The 17,019-nt window shown below is 60.7% G+C and carries 17 protein-coding genes and 1 tRNA gene; all 18 read right to left on the bottom strand.

The genetic code is table 11. From position 1 onward, the window contains the following. Positions 1-97: 97 nt before the first annotated feature. On the bottom strand, positions 98-1,141 hold the full coding sequence (locus ACJO3T_RS09960; RefSeq protein WP_406978406.1) for an AAA family ATPase: 1,044 nt from the start codon (positions 1,139-1,141) through the stop codon (positions 98-100). After that, positions 1,096-1,704 (bottom strand): nicotinamide riboside transporter PnuC, encoded by a 609-nt coding sequence (pnuC, locus tag ACJO3T_RS09965; protein WP_406978407.1) that lies wholly within the window; start codon positions 1,702-1,704, stop codon positions 1,096-1,098. The genes ACJO3T_RS09960 and pnuC overlap by 46 nt, the downstream gene beginning before the upstream one ends. 175 nt (positions 1,705-1,879) lie before the next feature. Next, positions 1,880-1,956 (bottom strand) — tRNA-Met (locus ACJO3T_RS09970). A gap of 111 nt (positions 1,957-2,067) precedes the next feature. Continuing rightward, entirely contained in the window at positions 2,068-2,760 is a 693-nt protein-coding gene (gene rnhB / locus ACJO3T_RS09975; RefSeq protein WP_406964294.1) for a ribonuclease HII, read from the bottom strand. Continuing rightward, the gene (lpxB, locus tag ACJO3T_RS09980; RefSeq protein WP_406964774.1) at positions 2,760-3,920 is read right to left on the bottom strand and encodes a lipid-A-disaccharide synthase; all 1,161 of its coding nucleotides are present in this window, start codon (positions 3,918-3,920) and stop codon (positions 2,760-2,762) included. The genes rnhB and lpxB overlap by 1 nt, the downstream gene beginning before the upstream one ends. Before the next feature lie 53 nt (positions 3,921-3,973). Beyond that, positions 3,974-4,765 carry an acyl-ACP--UDP-N-acetylglucosamine O-acyltransferase gene (gene lpxA / locus ACJO3T_RS09985; protein ID WP_406964292.1) on the bottom strand — a complete coding sequence of 264 codons (792 nt, stop codon included), beginning with the start codon at positions 4,763-4,765 and terminating at the stop codon, positions 3,974-3,976. Beyond that, positions 4,765-5,202 (bottom strand): 3-hydroxyacyl-ACP dehydratase FabZ, encoded by a 438-nt coding sequence (fabZ, locus tag ACJO3T_RS09990; RefSeq protein ID WP_406964290.1) that lies wholly within the window; start codon positions 5,200-5,202, stop codon positions 4,765-4,767. Before fabZ ends, lpxA begins: the two co-directional genes overlap by 1 nt. 12 nt (positions 5,203-5,214) lie before the next feature. Further along, a complete protein-coding gene (gene lpxD, locus ACJO3T_RS09995; RefSeq protein WP_406964288.1) occupies positions 5,215-6,240 on the bottom strand; it encodes a UDP-3-O-(3-hydroxymyristoyl)glucosamine N-acyltransferase in 1,026 nt (341 codons plus the stop codon). A 1-nt stretch (position 6,241) separates the two neighbouring features. Further along, entirely contained in the window at positions 6,242-6,769 is a 528-nt protein-coding gene (locus ACJO3T_RS10000) for an OmpH/Skp family outer membrane protein (protein WP_406964286.1), read from the bottom strand. A 95-nt stretch (positions 6,770-6,864) separates the two neighbouring features. After that, positions 6,865-9,186 carry an outer membrane protein assembly factor BamA gene (gene bamA, locus ACJO3T_RS10005; RefSeq protein ID WP_406964284.1) on the bottom strand — a complete coding sequence of 774 codons (2,322 nt, stop codon included), beginning with the start codon at positions 9,184-9,186 and terminating at the stop codon, positions 6,865-6,867. Between the two features lie 44 nt (positions 9,187-9,230). After that, entirely contained in the window at positions 9,231-10,580 is a 1,350-nt protein-coding gene (gene rseP, locus ACJO3T_RS10010) for an RIP metalloprotease RseP (RefSeq protein ID WP_406964282.1), read from the bottom strand. A gap of 43 nt (positions 10,581-10,623) precedes the next feature. Continuing rightward, entirely contained in the window at positions 10,624-11,826 is a 1,203-nt protein-coding gene (gene ispC, locus ACJO3T_RS10015; protein WP_406964772.1) for a 1-deoxy-D-xylulose-5-phosphate reductoisomerase, read from the bottom strand. A 5-nt stretch (positions 11,827-11,831) separates the two neighbouring features. After that, positions 11,832-12,674, bottom strand: coding sequence for a phosphatidate cytidylyltransferase (locus tag ACJO3T_RS10020; protein WP_406964281.1), 843 nt, complete (start codon positions 12,672-12,674; stop codon positions 11,832-11,834). 48 nt (positions 12,675-12,722) lie between these two features. After that, positions 12,723-13,496: a polyprenyl diphosphate synthase gene (gene uppS, locus ACJO3T_RS10025; protein ID WP_406964280.1), complete on the bottom strand. Its 774-nt coding sequence runs from the start codon at positions 13,494-13,496 to the stop codon at positions 12,723-12,725. A 38-nt stretch (positions 13,497-13,534) separates the two neighbouring features. Then, on the bottom strand, positions 13,535-14,092 hold the full coding sequence (gene frr, locus ACJO3T_RS10030; RefSeq protein WP_406964770.1) for a ribosome recycling factor: 558 nt from the start codon (positions 14,090-14,092) through the stop codon (positions 13,535-13,537). A gap of 76 nt (positions 14,093-14,168) precedes the next feature. Further along, positions 14,169-14,897 (bottom strand): UMP kinase, encoded by a 729-nt coding sequence (pyrH, locus tag ACJO3T_RS10035; protein ID WP_328187735.1) that lies wholly within the window; start codon positions 14,895-14,897, stop codon positions 14,169-14,171. A 291-nt stretch (positions 14,898-15,188) separates the two neighbouring features. Next, positions 15,189-16,058, bottom strand: coding sequence for a translation elongation factor Ts (tsf, locus tag ACJO3T_RS10040; RefSeq protein WP_406964279.1), 870 nt, complete (start codon positions 16,056-16,058; stop codon positions 15,189-15,191). A gap of 133 nt (positions 16,059-16,191) precedes the next feature. Then, complete coding sequence (gene rpsB, locus ACJO3T_RS10045) at positions 16,192-16,941, bottom strand: 30S ribosomal protein S2 (RefSeq protein WP_406964278.1); 750 nt, start codon at positions 16,939-16,941, stop codon at positions 16,192-16,194. Positions 16,942-17,019 lie beyond the last annotated feature (78 nt).

The following is a 17,019-nucleotide window of genomic DNA, read 5'->3' on the forward strand; positions in this document are numbered from 1 at the left end:
TGATGGATCATATTCCGCTCCCACCGGAGGTATACCCGCTCAAAGGGCCGAAGGCGGGTCCAGCCCACGGGGCTGTAGATTCTGGATAGGCCAGGGCTCAGGGCAGCGCAAGTATCGACAGGGCTTCATGAAAACGCGGGTCCCAGCCCTGGGAACGAACCTCCGTGTAACCCAGAGCCAAGGACTCCAGCCTCGCCTTCAGGGTTCGATGGAACCACCACCGCGTTTCCTCGGAAGCGTCGTAGCGGGTGCCATCATCCACCCATGGTACGCCAGGATCCATCAACAGATAGTGGTTGGCGGGTTGCCAGCCCTGTAGCAGCGTTTCCAGTCTGGTCGGGCGGCGGCCAAGAAGGTACTCCGCCCACACTAGTGTCTGGATCAGATCCGTATCTTCAAAGTACAGCGGGCCTGCCCGTTTGGCCAATGCCTCCCTGCTGCGGGTATGGCCCCCGGCGAGAGCTATTAGCTCATCTTCCGTCCAGTCGGCATTCCCCCGTCGCATGGCATCGAACGTCCGACCGAATTCCGGCACCCACATGGTATTGAAATGAGCGGACAGTCTTTTGCACAGCTCTGTCTTGCCAGTACTTTCCGCACCAAGCACGCACACCCGTTTCTGGTAATAGGGACGGACGACCACCGGAATATAGCGCCAGTTTGCCGATGCATTCTCCCGGATACTCGTGGCGGAGACCGGGATGGCCTCCCTCCGCTGATCCAGGACAAAAGGAGATGCCCCAAGCTCGCCAGCCAGACGGTGCACGTAGGATTCAGAGCCAAAAACCCGATGGATTGGCTCCGGGTGGCACTCACGAATCGCATCGCGCCAGATATCCCAGAACCGGGGATGGTCTTTCGGCTCCTGTGGGATATCCCGGTGTAGGTGAATCACCCGCACATTCGACGGGACGCTGTTTTGCACCCACTCGAAGCGCAGGTGGCCGGGAATCGGCTCACAGTCCCGGGTACATACCAGCACCGTGAGCTGGTCAACCAGCCCGGCGGCTACTTCGCACAGGTAGGCATGCCCCTCATGGAAAGGCATGAACTTGCCAAGGAGAAACCCTCGGGATACCGAGTCCGTTGTCACCGTCAGGCCACCGCCGTCACATGAGCCGGACGTTGCTGCTGCCGCCACTGAAGCAAGCCGGTTATGGCCAGGACCAGGAAAACGCCATACAGCGCTGCGGTGGGATACAGCCCCTTAACGGAGAACAGCCCGATCGCGAGGACATCAACCGTGATCCAGAACACCCAGCTTTCAATGTATCGGCGGGAGAGCAGGAACTGCGCCAGCATGCTCAGGGCAGCAATGGCTCCGTCCCAGTATGGCAACGAAGCATCGGTGAACCGGTCCATCAGCACACTCAATACCAGCCAGCAAGCAGCCGTCACAGCCAGCCAGAGCGCCAGCCCCTGCCACCCCATCGACCCGACTTCCACCTTGCCATCAAGCCCACGACCTTTAAGCCAGCAGTACAGGCCGTAGAACTGGATAAAGAAGAAGTAGATCTGTAACAGGGCGTCACTATAAAGCCTGTAGTCGTAGAAGATACGGGCATACAACAGCACCATCACAAAACCAAACGGGTAGTTCCAGATCGAACGCCGCACAATAAGGACAACATTGATCAAGCCACAGGCCACGGCTACCACTTCGATTGGGCTGCTGCCTACCATCCGGGTAATAAAATCAAGCATTCCTTTCTACTGCCCCCAAAAACGCAAACCCGTAACTTACTCATTTATAGCGCTGGATGGTAGTGGCGGAGCTAACATGACGCCATATCTGGTGACTTGCCATTCGGAAAGACAATGGCGATTCAAGCTCCCTCCGAAACGAAAAAAGCCAGCTATAAGCTGGCTTTTCTCATATTGGTAGCGGGGGCTGGATTCGAACCAACGACCTTCGGGTTATGAGCCCGACGAGCTACCAGACTGCTCCACCCCGCATCAAACTTGTTGTTAAGCCAAAAGCTACTGGTAAGCTTTTGTTTTGGAAGCGTTTTTGCTTTGCTTCGCCGCTCAACGTGGTGCGTATATTAAGGATTCGTTGCTGGGCTGTCAACGGGTATTTTCAAAAAGATCTTCCGGCCAGTGCAAATCGTCATAGGGGGTTTCCGCAACCGCTCCCTGCCACTCACCCACCAGGGTCAGTGCCTCCTGCACCGGGCGGAACGAACGCCGGTGGATCGGGGTGACACCCTGGCGGTTGAGTGCCTCCACATGGACCGGTGTCGGGTATCCCTTGTGGCTGCCAAGGCCGTAGCCCGGATAGGTGTCCTCCAGGGCCACCATCTCCCGGTCACGGGTCACCTTGGCCAGTACGGAGGCGGCACTGATCGCCGCGACCCGGCCATCACCCTTGATAACCGGCTCCGAAGGCCAGTGCCAGCGCGGGCAGCGATTGCCGTCCACCAGCACATACTCCGGTGCAATGGTCAGCCCGGCCACTGCCCTTTCCATGGCCAGCAACGTAGCCTGATAGATATTGAGCCGGTCGATCTCATCCGCCTCACAACGGCCCAGGCTCCAGGCCGCAGCCTTTTCGATGATCTCGTCGTATAATCGCTCCCGGCGCTTCTCCGTCAGGCGCTTGGAATCCGCCAGCCCATCGATGGGACGGTCCGGGTCCAGGATCACGGCAGCGGTCACCACCGGCCCGGCCAGGGGGCCGCGCCCCACCTCATCCACACCGGCCAGCTTCCAGCCCTGGTAGCGGCACTCAAAGGGGGGGAGAATCGTCTTGCCGGCCATCAGCGCCCTGCCCTTTGCACGAGTTCACTAACCGCTTCGGCCGCCCGTTCGTCGGCATTGCGCCGAAGCGTTTCATGGAGCTCCGTGAAGGCCTGCTTCAGGTGATCACGCTCCTCCGGATTATCCAGTTGTTCCAGCACGGCCCCGGCGAGACGTTCGGGCGTGGCGTCGTCCTGCAGCAATTCAGGCACCAGCGCCTTCCCGGCCAGCAGGTTGGGCAGGGACACCCAGGATACCTTCACCAGCCTCGACACCAGGGCAAAGGTCAGCCGGTTCAACCGATAGCTCACAACCATGGGCTTCTTGAGCAACATTGCCTCAAGCGTAGCGGTACCGGAAGCCAGCAGGACCACATCTGCAGACGCCATGACTTCCCGTGAACGGCCACGGACGAGGGTAAGTGGCAACTTTACCTCCAGAGCCTCCGCCAATGTCCGTACCTGTGCTTCCCGATCACGATTCACACAAGGCACCACAAGCTGCAGGTCCGGGTGTTCCGCCTGCAGCCTCTGGGCGGTTTGCAGGAACAGGGTACCCAGCTTTTCCACCTCGCCGCCACGGCTTCCGGGCAGGATGGCCAGGACCGGTCGGTCCCGGTCCAGCCCCAGGTTATCCCGGGCGCCGCCTGTGTCCGTCACCATGGGAATCCGGTCCGCCAGCGGGTGTCCCACGAATGAGACGGGCACCCCGTGGTCTTCGTAGAACTGCGCCTCGAAGGGCAACAGGGTCAGCATCAGGTCCACGGACCGGGCTATACCCACGATGCGCTTCTGGCGCCAGGCCCATACCGAAGGGCTGACGTAGTGAACCGTGGGTATACCGGCCTTGCGGCATCGCTCCTCAACACCCAGGGTGAAATCCGGGGAATCGATTCCGATGACCACGTCCGGCGGTGTGGTCAGCAGGTAGTCCATCAGGCGGGCCCGAATGGAGAACAGCTCCCGTAGGCGCCCAAGGACCTCCACCAGTCCCATCACCGACAGTCGCTCCATGGGTACCAGGGAATGGAAGCCCTCGGCAATCATGTCCTCACCGCCAATGCCGACAAAACGGGCGTTGGGATAACGTTTGCGAAGGGAACGGATCAGACCGGAACCGAGGATGTCACCGGAGACCTCTCCGGCCACCAGGGCGAAGGTCAGCCGATCATGGCTGACCACGCCGGAGGAATCTGTCTCTACGGGTGACGGGACGACGGAACTCACCACCAGCCCTAGCGGACAATGCCACGTTCCGCGATCCGGAGGGACTCCATCAGCGGCTGCATTTCCGGCAGGTCCGGCCAGTGCTTCCGGAGCTCCTCAAGGGCCTGGGCTGTGGTCAGGCCCTGGCGGTAGATGACCTTATAGGCCCGGCGAAGCGCGGTCAGCACGTCCTTGCTGAACCCCCGGCGGCGCAGCCCCTCAACGTTGATGCCGTGGGGGCTCGCGGACTGGCCACTGGCCATGACGTAGGCGGGTATGTCCTTGAGAACGATACTGCCCCCGCCACTCATGCTGTGGGGGCCGATATGGCAGAACTGGTGCACCATGGTGCCGCCGCCCAGGATGGCCCAGTCACCGATGTAGACGTGCCCCGCCAACGTGGCACAGTTGGCCAGGATGGTGTTGTCACCGATCACGCAATCGTGGGCCACGTGGACATAGGCCATCAACAGGTTGTGGTTGCCGATGCGGGTCTCGCCCCGGTCCTGGATGGTGCCCCGGTGAATGGTGCAGTTCTCGCGGATGATATTGTTGTCGCCGATCACCAGGGTGGTGGGTTCGCCCGCGTACTTCTTGTCCTGACAGTCCTCGCCGACACTGGCGAACTGGAAGATACGGTTATTGCGACCAATAACCGTCGGGCCCTTGATCACCACATGGGAGAGCACTTCGGTGCCCTCACCGATCTCGACCTCAGGTCCGATGTAGCTCCATGGCCCCACAGTCACGCCATCCGCCAGCTTTGCGGACGGATCGACGATTGCCTGGGGATGGACACCGGTCCAGTTCTTATCGGTCATCAAGCGTCTCTCTCAGCGGACATGACTTCAGCAACGCAGACCACCTCGCCGTCCACCAGGGCGCGACAGTCGAACTTCCATATACCATGTTTGTTGGAAAGCAGCCGGGATTCAAGTCGGAGCTGATCCCCCGGCACCACCGGGCGCTTGAACCGGGCTTTGTTGGAGCCAGCCAGCAGGTGGATGGAGCCGTCAGCGGCGGAGCGACCCGCGGTCACATACCCCAGAATACCGGAGACCTGGGCCATGGCCTCAATGATCAATACCCCGGGCATGATCGGCTTACCGGGAAAATGCCCGGTAAAGAAGGGTTCATTGATCGTCACGTTCTTGTAACCGACAATCGATTGTCCTTTTTCCACCTCAATAATCCGATCCACCAGCAGGAAGGGGTATTGGTGTGGCAGGAAGTCCATAATTTCATCAATTTTCATCATCGGGTTCTGGCCTCAGCCCTCAATTTTCTTTTCCAGTTCCTTCAACCGGCGCGCCATGGCATCCAGCTGTCTGAAGCGAGCAGCGTTCTTGCGCCATTCGCGGTTATTCATGTGTCCGGTGCCGGAAGAATACACGCCCGGCTCACGGATATCACCGGTGACCATGGTCATGCCCGTCACCTGGACACCGTCAGCAATGGTCAGGTGACCACTGACACCGGAAGCACCCCCAAACATGCAGTGGCGGCCGATATGGGTACTGCCGGCAATACCCACCTTACCCGCCAGCGCACTGTGGTCGCCGATTTGCACGTTATGGGCCACCTGCACCAGGTTATCAATCTTCACGCCATTGCCCAGGCGGGTATCCTCAAGCGCCCCCCGGTCTATGGCGGTGTTGGCACCCACTTCCACATCGTCCCCCAGGGTAACGCCACCTATCTGGGCAATACGGTGCCATTCGCCCTTGTGTACCGCGAAACCAAAGCCATCGGAGCCAATGACGGCACCGCTGAGAATATGGCAGCGCTGCCCCATGGTGACGCCATGGGCAAGGGTAACCCTCGGCCTCAGGACACAGTCATCCCCGAGCGAGCAGTCGGCACCGATCACCGAATGGGCGCCAATGACCACCCGTTCGCCCAGGGTGACTCCAGCCTCAATCACCACATAGGGGCCTACGCTGGCGCTATCCGGGACCGCCACCGAGGGGTCAATCACCGCCGTGGCGTGCACCCCTGCTGCCGGTGCTGGCGAGGTATCGAAATAACGGCTGATGCGAGCATAACCAAGGTAGGGGTCGTCCAGTAACAGGACATTGGTCTGTGTTGGTTCCGCCATGGCCGGCGAGATCAGCACGGCACCGGCCCGGCTCTCCCCCAGGTGCCGGCTGTAGGCAGGGTTCGCCAGGAAGCTCAACTGGTCCGGGCCGGCGGCCTCCAGGGGGGCCAGACCGGTGATTTCCAGGTCGGGATCGCCCCGCAGCTCCGCTCCCAGGGCGCTGGCGATCTCCGCCAGTGTCATGCGTTTGGTGGCCATGTTACTGGTTCAGCTTCTCCAGGAGTTCATCGGTCAGGTTAAGCTCCGGTTTCACAGTGACCACGGTCTCCGATGGCAGGATGATGTCCAGATCGTGTTCTTCCATCAGCTCTTTCACCGCCGCATCCACCTCTGGACGGGCCTCGTCCAGAAACGTCTGCTTGCGGCTGTTGAGGGTCTGGTCCAGCTGCTGCTTTTTCTGGGCGAATTCCTGGGCTTTGCGCTGGAACTCTTGCGTAAGCTGCTCCCGCTCGCTCTCATTCATCATGGCGCCGTCCTTCTGCAGGCGTTCCTGCAGGTTCCGCGCCTCCTGCTGAACCTTGCGGACCTCTTCTTCGGTGCCGGCAAAGTCCCGCTGTAATTGCTCGCTGAACGCCTGGGCATCTTCCGACGAGAACAGCGCCTTGCGCAGATCAACGACACCAATACGGGTATCAGCCACCACGGGAAGGGCGACCAGCAAGGCGGATACCATGGCCAGTGCGCGTAGACTGATTATCTGTTTTACAGTTTCCTTCAAACCAACCATCGTACTATCTCCTTGATTACACCTGGGTTCCGGCACCATTGTGCCGAAACCTCCCCTGCCCTGAGGTGACGCTCTTCACCACCTCGACCAACCCCTCAGAAACTCTGCCCCAGGGAGAACTGGAACACCTGGGTCTCGTCGCCACTCTGATCCGTGAGGGGCTGGGCCAGACTGAAGGCAAGCGGGCCAACCACGGTCACCCACTGGAACCCGATACCAACAGACGTCCGGATCTCACCGATGTCCGGATCAAAACCGCGGGTCGAGTCGAACACCTGGCCGGCATCCAGAAAGAACGACGTCCGCATACTGCGGGTATCCCCGGCGAACGGCGTGGGCACGATCAACTCCAGGCTCGCCTCCGTCAGAAAGTTACCACCGAAAGGATCGTCATCATCACTGTCGTTCGGGTTGTTGTTATCCACCCGGTTACCCAGGGAGTTTGCCCGGTAGCCACGGACAGAGCCATAGCCACCGGCATAGAAATGCTCATAGAACGGCATCTGGGAACGATCCCCGTAGCCATCACCGTAGCCCACTTCTCCCCGGGTGCGGATAATCCAGGTCTCTTCCTCATTCAGCGGCCAGAAACTGTCGCCACGGTAACGGAGCTTGTAGAACGTCAGGTCACTGCCCGGCACAGCAATATCCGCCGACAGGCTGTTACTGTAACCATCCGTGGGCAGCACGCCCCGGTTGAGGGTGCTGCGACGCCAGGAGCCCGTCAGGAAGTAGTTACCAAACTTGTCACCCTCATCCTCGATAAAATCTATGACTTCATCCGACGTATAGGAACCCTGCTGGATCTTGGAGAGAGTATAGCCAACCCCGAAATTGAGGCGGGTGTAGCTGTCGATCGGGTAACCGAACGTCAGACGACCGCCGTATTCGTCCAGCAGGTAGGATGAAATGTCCTGCTCCTCGAAGTCGGTTTCCCGGGCGAACAGGCTGAACCCACGGCTGACGCCATCCACCGTGTAATAGGGATCCTCGTAGGAGAAATTCGCGCTCTTGATGGAGTCGCTGAAGTTGGCGCCGATGGACACGCGCTTGCCGGTCCCGAAGAAGTTGTTCTCGGAAATATTGGCCCCCAGGATCACGCCGGACACCTGGGAGAAACCAATGGATGCGGACAGGCTGCCCGTTGGCTGCTCCTCGACCGTGTAGGTCACATCCACCAGGTCGTCGGAACCGGGCACCGGTGTGGTGTCCACGGTCACCGACTGGAAGAACCCCAGCCGTTCAAGCTGGGCCTTGGAGAACTCGATCCGGTCGGTGGACGCTACCCCACCCTCCATCTGGGTCATCTCCTGGCGCAACACCTCGTCCTTGGTGGTGACGTTACCCTCGAAGTTGATGCGACGCACGTAGGTGCGGTTGCCCGGCTCCACGAAAAAGGTCACGGTAGCCGTATCCTCGGAATCGGATTCGGGAATGGCATTCACGTTGGCGAAGGTATAGCCCTCACGACCAAGGCGTCGGGACAGGCGCTCGGAGGTGGCGGTAAGGGCCGACTGTGACAGGGTGTCCCCCGGCTCAAGCTCGATCAGCTCCCGCAATTCCTCTTCCGGTACGATTAGCTCGCCCCGTAGCTGAATATCGGAGATGGTGTACTTGTTGCCTTCGTTGACGGACACCGCCACGAAGACATCCTGCTTGTCCGGGGAGATGGACACCTGACTGGATTCAATGTTGAAATCCAGGTAGCCCTGATCCAGATAATGGGATCGCAGTGACTCAAGGTCACCACTGAGCCGCTCACGGGCGTATTTGTCCTTGCTGGTCAGGGAATTCCACCAGCTGCTCTCGCGCAATTCGAACAGCTCCAGGAGTTCCTCGTCGTCGAAGGCCTCGTTGCCAACAATATTGATATGGCGGATCGCCGCCACATCGCCCTCATTGATATCCAGTCGCACCGCCACGCGATTGCGGGGCAGTTCCTCGGCCGTGGCAGTAACCCGCGCATTATAGCGGCCCTGACCGACGTAGGACCGGAGGATCTCCAGCTCCAGCCGCTCCAGGGTGGCCCGGCGGAATACCTGACCTTCCTGCAGACCGGCACCGGCGAGGGCGTCCATCAACATCTCGGTTTCAATGTTCTTGTTGCCCTCAATCTCAATGGAGGCAATGGCCGGACGTTCCTGCACCGCCAGTATCAGGGTGCCCTCGTCCCGGTATGCCTCGATATCGGTAAACAGGCCGGTTCGGAACAGGGCGCGGATGGCCTCGGCCAGCTCCTGCTCACTGAGGGACTCGCCGATGCCTACCGGAAAAGCAGAGAAAACATTGCCGGCCGATACCCGTTGCAGGCCCTCGACCTCGATATCAGCTACCGTAAACTCTTCTGCTGCGGCCGGTTGACTGGCAATACCAGCCAGTACGAGGCCAATCGCTGCACCCAGTAAAGAACGTCTCATTAAGTTAAATCGCCTGTTTAATGCGCGTAAGGAGCTCGCAATTCTCACAACCGCATCAGGTCGTTGTAAAGAGCAAACACCATTAATGTCAGAATCATGGCCATACCGATACGTAATCCAAGCGCCTGAACCTGTTCAGACAATGGGCGCCGGCGAATGGCCTCGATGGTGTAATAAACGATGTGCCCGCCGTCCAGGACGGGGATGGGCAACAGATTGAGGATGCCCAGGCTCACGCTCAGGTAGGCCAGGAAGCGGACAAAGTCCTCGAATCCGGAGCTGACGCTGGCCTCCGCTACCCGGGCGATAGTGATCGGCCCGCTGAGGTTGGTCGGCGACAACAGACCGGTAATCATCTTTTGTATGGCCACCAGGGTCAACCGGGTATCGGACCAGGTTTCCGAGACCGCATTGGGAATCGCCGCCAGGGGACCATAACGGACCTCCCGCAGCATATGGTCCGGCCAATCCACGGGGGCCACGCCGGCACCCACATAGCCCTGCTCCTCGCCATCCACCTGGCGAATATCGGGCGTCACGTCAAGCGACCGCTGGTCACCGTTGCGCTCCACCAGCCACTGCTGGGTCTGCCCCGGAGACTGCTGGATGCGCTCAACCAGGGCATACCAGTCGGACACCGGCTCCCCATCCACGGCAACTACCCGGTCCCCTTCCTGCAATCCGCCGGCTTCCGCCCGACCGCCCGCAACCACTTCACCGATCACCGCGGGTACATCAGGCCGCATCGGTGTCAGGCCGAACTGAGTGAGCGGGGCCGGATTCTCGTCCGGCAACTGCCAGCCATCAAGATCGGCACTCAGGGTACGGCGCCCCTGGCCGTCACTGACGGTGATGGACACCATGCTATCCTCGCCCGCACGCTCCAGCAGGCGCATATTAATGTCACGCCAGGAGGTCACATCGCGGTCGTCCACCTGGAGGATCTCCATGCCCGAGCGAAGCCCCATGTTGTCGGCAATGGAGCCTTCGGTGATTTCACCGGTGATGGGAGCCACCGTGGTGAAACCCACCACGCTGAGCAGCCAGTAGGCCGCAATGGCGAAGATGAAGTTGGCGGCGGGGCCGGCCGCGGCAATGGCAATCCGCTGGCCGGGCGGCTTGGAGGTGAAGGCTTCGTGGCGCTGGTCTTCCGGTACCGGACCTTCGCGCTCGTCCAGCATCTTGACGTAACCGCCCAGGGGAATGGCCGCCACGGCAAACTCGGTACCATGCCGGTCGTAGCGGGAAAAGATCGGATTACCAAACCCCACCGAAAACCTCAGCACGCGGACCCCGCAACGGCGGGCCACCCAGAAATGCCCGTACTCGTGGATGGTCACCAGGATACCCAGGGTGACAATCAGGGCCAGTACTGTCTGGAGAAAATCTAGCATGCAATCAGGATCCCATCCGGCCGTTGTTGCTTCTGGACTGACATCAGGTCGCCAGTGATCGTCGGGCGAGGCGGTCAATCTCGCCCCTGGCCCATTCACGGGCACGGGCGTCAGCCGTCATGATGCCGTCAAAACTGTCCGCCGGCTGGACAGTCACCGACGCCAGGGTCTGCTCTATGATAACCGGGATATCGGCAAAACAAAGCTCTCCCGCAAGGAAAGCGCTGACCGCCTGCTCATTGGCCGCATTCAGGATTGCCGGGGCCGTGCCCCCCGCCCGAAAGGCCTCGGCCGCCAGCCGCAGGCAGGGAAAGCGCCCTGTGTCCGGACGCTCGAAATGAAAGCGCCCCAGGGCAAACAGGTCCAGGGGCTCGGCCCCGGATTCCACCCGCTCAGGCCAGGCCATGCCATTGGCGATGGGGGTGCGCATATCGGGACTGCCAAGCTGCGCCAGCACCGAGCCATCCACGTATTCCACCATGGAGTGGATGATGCTTTCCGGATGCACATGGACCTCGATATGCTCCGGCGTGGTGTTGAACAGCCAGCAGGCTTCAATCAGCTCCAGCCCCTTGTTCATCAGGGTGGCGGAATCCACAGAGATTTTCTGTCCCATGGACCAGTTGGGGTGTTTGCAGGCCTGGGCCGGAGTAACATTTCGCAACATTTCCGGGGAATGGGTCCGGAAGGGACCGCCTGAGGCGGTCAGCAGGATACGCCGCACCCCTGCTCCCGGCAGGTCCCGAACCCGATCCGGAGGCAGGCACTGGAAGATGGCGTTATGTTCCGAATCGATGGGCAACAGCTCGGCCCCGGAACGGGCCACCGCATCCATGAACAGCCGGCCGGACATGACCAGCGACTCCTTGTTGGCCAGTAGCACCCGCTTGCCAGCCTCCACCGCAGCCAGGGTGGGCGCCAGACCGGCGGCACCGACAATGGCCGCCATGACAGTATCCGCAGCCGGGCTGGATGCCACCTCCGCCAGCCCCGCCTCACCGGCACGCACGTCCACTTCCGGCAGGTCCCGCAGGGCCTTGGCCAGTTGCGCTGCGGCGTCGGCGTCGGCCATGACCGCCACGGCGGGGTGGAATTCCCGGCATAGCCGCTCCATGTCCGCGACACTGGTGGCGGCGGTCAGCGCATGGACACCGAAACGGTCCGGATGGCGCCGGACCACATCCAGCGTACTCAAACCGATGGATCCGGTCGCACCGAGAACGGTCAGGTGACGTTTCTGTGACATGGTCATTACAACATTGCCCCTGAAGTCAGCCAGCCAGTCAGTGTGATCAGTAAGGCGAACACCGGAATGGCAGCGGTCAGGCTGTCGATCCTGTCCATGATGCCGCCATGCCCCGGCAATAGCTGACTGCTGTCCTTGATACCACGAAAGCGCTTGAGCATGCTTTCCAGCAGGTCACCCACCACGGATATCCCCGCCACCAGCATGCTCGCCAGGAGCAGTAGCAGGGTATCCGCCACAGCGGCACCGGCCACCAGGCCCGCTGCTACCGCCAGCAGCGCCACTGCCGCCAGGCCACCCCAGACACCGGCCCAGGACTTGCCGGGGCTGACCCTGGGCGCCAGCTTGGCGCGACCGAAGGCACGCCCGGCGAAATAGGCGCCGATATCGGCCACCCACACCACCAGGAACACGTAGAGGATGGCCACCAGGCCGCTGTTCAACTCACCGAACAGCAGGCTGCCGTTGCGCAGGTGGTTGAGCCCGACCCAGGCCGGCACCAGTACCAGCAATCCCATGATTGCCCTGACCGGCGGACTGCCCCAGACCGAGGTTCCACCGGGATAGCTGCGGACCATCAGCAGCGCCAGCATCCACCACGCCACCCCCAGCCAGAGCAGGTTCAGGGTGGGTAGCTGAAACACCGCCACCAGCACCATGGCCACCAGTGCCGCATAGCCCAGGCGGGCGTGGCTGGAGGTGTAACCGGCCATATTCGCCCACTCCCAGGCGCCCAGGGTGATGGCCACCCCGGTGAAGATCGCAAACCCCAGCGGAGGCAGGAAGAAGATGCCAATGATGGCAATGGGCGCCAGAATCAGCGCCGTGAGAATTCGGGTTTTGAGCACGTCGCTTTTCGCTCTTGTGTAAGCTCTGGGTTGTTCTGGTGCGAGCTGTTAGTGCTGAGCGGCCAACCGTCGATCCACCTGATCATCCGTCTGGCCAAACCGGCGTTTTCGGCGCGAATAGGCCGCCAGGGCCTTACGCATCTCATCGGCCCGGAAATCCGGCCAGTACACCTCGGAGAAGTAGAACTCAGTATACGCCAGGTGCCACAGCAGGAAATTGCTGATGCGCTGCTCTCCGGCCGTACGGATCATCAGGTCCGGCATCGGCAGGTCACCGATGCTGAGGTGCTGCTGGATAAGGTCCTCGGTGATATCCGATGCCGTCAGTTCGCCAGCGGCCACCTGGGCAGCCACATGCCGGGTGGCCTGGGTGATATCCCAGTGGCCACCGTAGTTGGCGGCGATCACCAGCGTCATCAGGGTGTTGTCCCGGGTCAGTTCCTCGGCTTTGGCCATGTGCTCCTGCAAGGAGGGGCTGAAGGCACTCCGGTCACCGATAATCCGCAGGCGGATATTGTTCCTGTGCAGCTTCTTCACCTCCCGCTCCAGCGCAAAGAGGAAAAGCCTCATCAATGCAGACACCTCTTCTTCGGGACGGCGCCAGTTCTCACTGGAAAAAGCAAACAGCGTGAGCACTTCCACCCCTTCCCTGGCACAGGTCTCCACCACCGACCTGACTGAATTCACGCCCGCCTTGTGGCCGGCAACGCCATTCAGGCGCCGGGCCTTGGCCCAGCGGTTGTTGCCGTCCATGATGATGGCGACGTGACGCGGAACCTTGCCGGCTTCCACCGGAATATCCGCTGTTACTTTGTCCGTCATGCAATCCCCTAATACCCGCAGGGTGTTCCGCCTGGCGATCAGATCGCCATCAGGTCATCTTCCTTGCCTTTCAGCGCCTTGTCGACATCAGCGATATAACGATCCGTGAGCTTCTGGACCTCTTCCTCACCGCGACGCTGGTCGTCTTCGGTGATTTCCTTCTCCTTCTCAAGATCCTTGAGGTCGTTATTGGCATCACGGCGCGCATTGCGGATGGAAACGCGGGCATGCTCGGCGTCGGCCTTGGCCTGCTTGACCATCTCGCGGCGGGTCTCCTCCGTCAGCATCGGCATCGGCACGCGAATGAGATCGCCACTGGTGGCGGGGTTGAGGCCCAGGTCGGAAGCCATGATGGCCTTCTCGATGGTGGGAATCAGGCTCTTTTCCCACGGTGAGATGGTCAGGGTACGGTTGTCTTCAACATTGACGCTGGCCACCTGCTTCAGGGGCGTCTCCTGGCCGTAATAGTTGACGTGCACACTGTCCAGGATGGCCGGGTGGGCCCGACCGGTACGAATTTTGTTGAAGGCAGCCGACAGGGCCTCCAGGCTTTTTTTCATGCGTTTCTCAGCATCGGCTTTGATGTCGTCAATCACTTCAGCGTCCTCGCTTGTCTGCATGTCTCTGCCCGCCCCCTGCTCCGGGACGGACGTGAATTCGTCGCCCGCCGGGTTATTCCACCAGGGTGCCTTCGGGCTCGCCGGTTACGATCCGGGTCAGCACACCGGGCTCGTTCATGTTGAATACCCGCAGCGGCATGCCATGGTCCCGTGCCAGACAGATGGCGGTCAGGTCCATGACACCCAGCTTCTTGTCCAGTACTTCATCATAGGTCAGCCGGTCGTACTTCACCGCCGTGGGATCGGTCATGGGGTCCGCGGAATAGACGCCATCCACCTTGGTGGCCTTCAGCACCGCATCCGCCTCGATCTCGATGCCCCGCAGGCAGGCGGAAGAATCGGTGGTGAAGAAGGGGTTACCGGTGCCGGCGCAGAAGATCACCACATCACCGTCCTTGAGGTCGCGGACCGCTCGGCGGCGGTCATAATGCTCCACGATACCACTCATGGGGATGGCCGACATAACCCGGGTGCGGATGTTGGAGCGTTCCAGCGCATCCCGCATGGCCAGACCGTTCATGACGGTGGCCAGCATCCCCATGTGGTCGCCGGTGACCCGGTCCATGCCTGCCTCGTTCAGGGCCGCACCCCGAAACAGGTTACCACCACCAATGACCAGCCCCACCTGCACGCCGATACCAATCAGGGCGCCAATCTCCAGCGCCATGCGGTCAAGTACCTTGGGATCAATGCCGAACTCGTGCTCGCCCATCAGGGCCTCGCCACTGAGCTTGAGCAGGACGCGCTTGTATCTGGGCTGGGTCTTGGAAGATGTCGGCATGCTATTCCCCTCGTCTGTGAACCTGGATCCAGGCACCGGTTGCGGCACCTGTACGGAAATACCTGAACAACCCTACTGATTACGCATACCAGTCGGATATCCGTGGTTTCCCGATGGACTTGTATCTGACATGCTCCTCATTCAAAAAGGGGCATCTCAGATACAAGCCCGCCACGGCAGCCCGGGCGAACCCGAACTGGCGTGGCAGACTGAGGGAGCCTTCCCGGGGCTGGCATAACGCCCCGGAAGACCCCGCCGGAGTGGCTAATACCACCCCGGGGATCAGCAGACTCAGGCCTTGCCGGTGCCGGCAGCGGCAGCCACCTCGGCAGCGAAGTCCACTTCTTCCTTTTCGATACCTTCGCCCACTTCCAGACGAACGAAACCGACCAGCTCGGCACCGTTGGCCTTCAGCAGCTCGCCCACGGTCTGGTCCGGGTTCTTCACGAAAGGCTGCTCCACAAGGCTGTTCTCCTTGAGGAACTTCTTGATGCGTCCACCCATCATCTTCTCGACGATTTCGGCGGGCTTGCCTTCCATATCCGGCTGGGCCTTGATGATGTCCTTCTCTTTCTCGACTTCCTCGGCGGGCATGTCTTCCGGCTTGCCTACGCGGGGGTTAACGGCAGCGGCGTGCATAGCCACGTCACGGGCCACTTCCGCGTCACCGGCGGTAATGGCAACCACAGAGGCAATCTTGTTGTTGCTGTGGACATAACCACCAACAACCGGGCCTTCAACGCGGACAATGCGACGCACGGTGATGTTCTCACCGATCTTCTGGACCAGCGCCTCGCGCTTGGCTTCCAGGTCGCCTTCCATCAGCTTGGCCACGTCGGTTTCGCCCTTCTCGAAGGCAACATCCAGCACGTCGTTGGCAAACCCAAGGAAGTTGTCGTCACGAGCCACGAAGTCGGTCTCGGAGTTCACTTCCAGGATGTAGGCAACGGTGTTGTCGTCGGAGATGCGAATCAGGGAGGCACCTTCAGCGGCGGTACGGCCGGCTTTCTTGGCGGCCTTCAGGCCGGATGACTTGCGCAGCTCTTCGATTGCGGCATCAACACTGCCTTCAGCTTCCACCAGTGCCTTCTTGCACTCCATCATGCCAAGGCCGGTGCGCTCACGGAGCTCCTTGACCATTGCAGCGGTAATAGCAGCCATGTTCAATCCTCTTAACAGTTAGAACCGGCCGGGCCCGAATCGGTGGCCCGGCGGTTGAATCCAGCGAAAGGAGGCGACGTTGTCCTCGCCCCCATTCCAACGGGTCAACGTGATAGGCGTATGACCGGCAGCGTTACTCGGCTGCGGGTGCTTCGCCGGCGGGCTCTTCGCTGACTTCAACAAACTCGTCAGCACCACCGCCTGCCTGGGCAGCTTCGATGCAGGTGTCTGCAACGGCCTTCACGTAGATCTGGATGGCGCGAATGGCGTCATCGTTACCCGGAATCACATAGTCAACGCCGTCCGGATCACTGTTGGTATCGACCACACCAATAACGGGAATGCCCAGCTTGTTGGCTTCCTTGATGGCGATACGCTCGTGGTCCACGTCGATCACGAACATGGCGTCCGGCAGGCCGCCCATGTCCTTGATACCACCGATGGACCGCTCCAGGCGCTCCATTTCACGGGTGCGGTCCAGGGCTTCTTTCTTGGTCAGCTTGTCGAAGGTACCGTCCTGGCTCTGGGTGTCCAGATCACGGTAGCGGCGGATCGACTGACGGATGGTCTTGTAGTTGGTCAGCATGCCACCGAGCCAGCGATGGTTGACGTACGGCTGGTTGGCGCGGATGGCCTCTTCCTTGATGATCTTGGCGGCGGCGCGCTTGGTGCCGACGAACAGGATCTTGTTCTTGTTACCGGCCAGCTGCTCGATGAACTGCAGCGCGTCGTTCATGGCCGGAACAGTCTGTTCCAGGTTGATGATATGGATCTTGTTGCGGGCGCCGAAGATGAACTTCGACATTTTCGGGTTCCAGTAACGGGTCTGGTGACCGAAGTGAGCACCTGCCTTGAGCAGGTCACGCATGTTTACCTGAGCCATGATAAATACCTTGTAGCTTCGGGTTAGTCCTCCACACGTCCGATTGCTCCAACCCGAGCGGCCTCTGGCCATGGTTCG

This window comes from Marinobacter shunpengi (genome assembly GCF_045449715.1).
Classification (GTDB): Bacteria; Pseudomonadota; Gammaproteobacteria; order Pseudomonadales; family Oleiphilaceae; genus Marinobacter.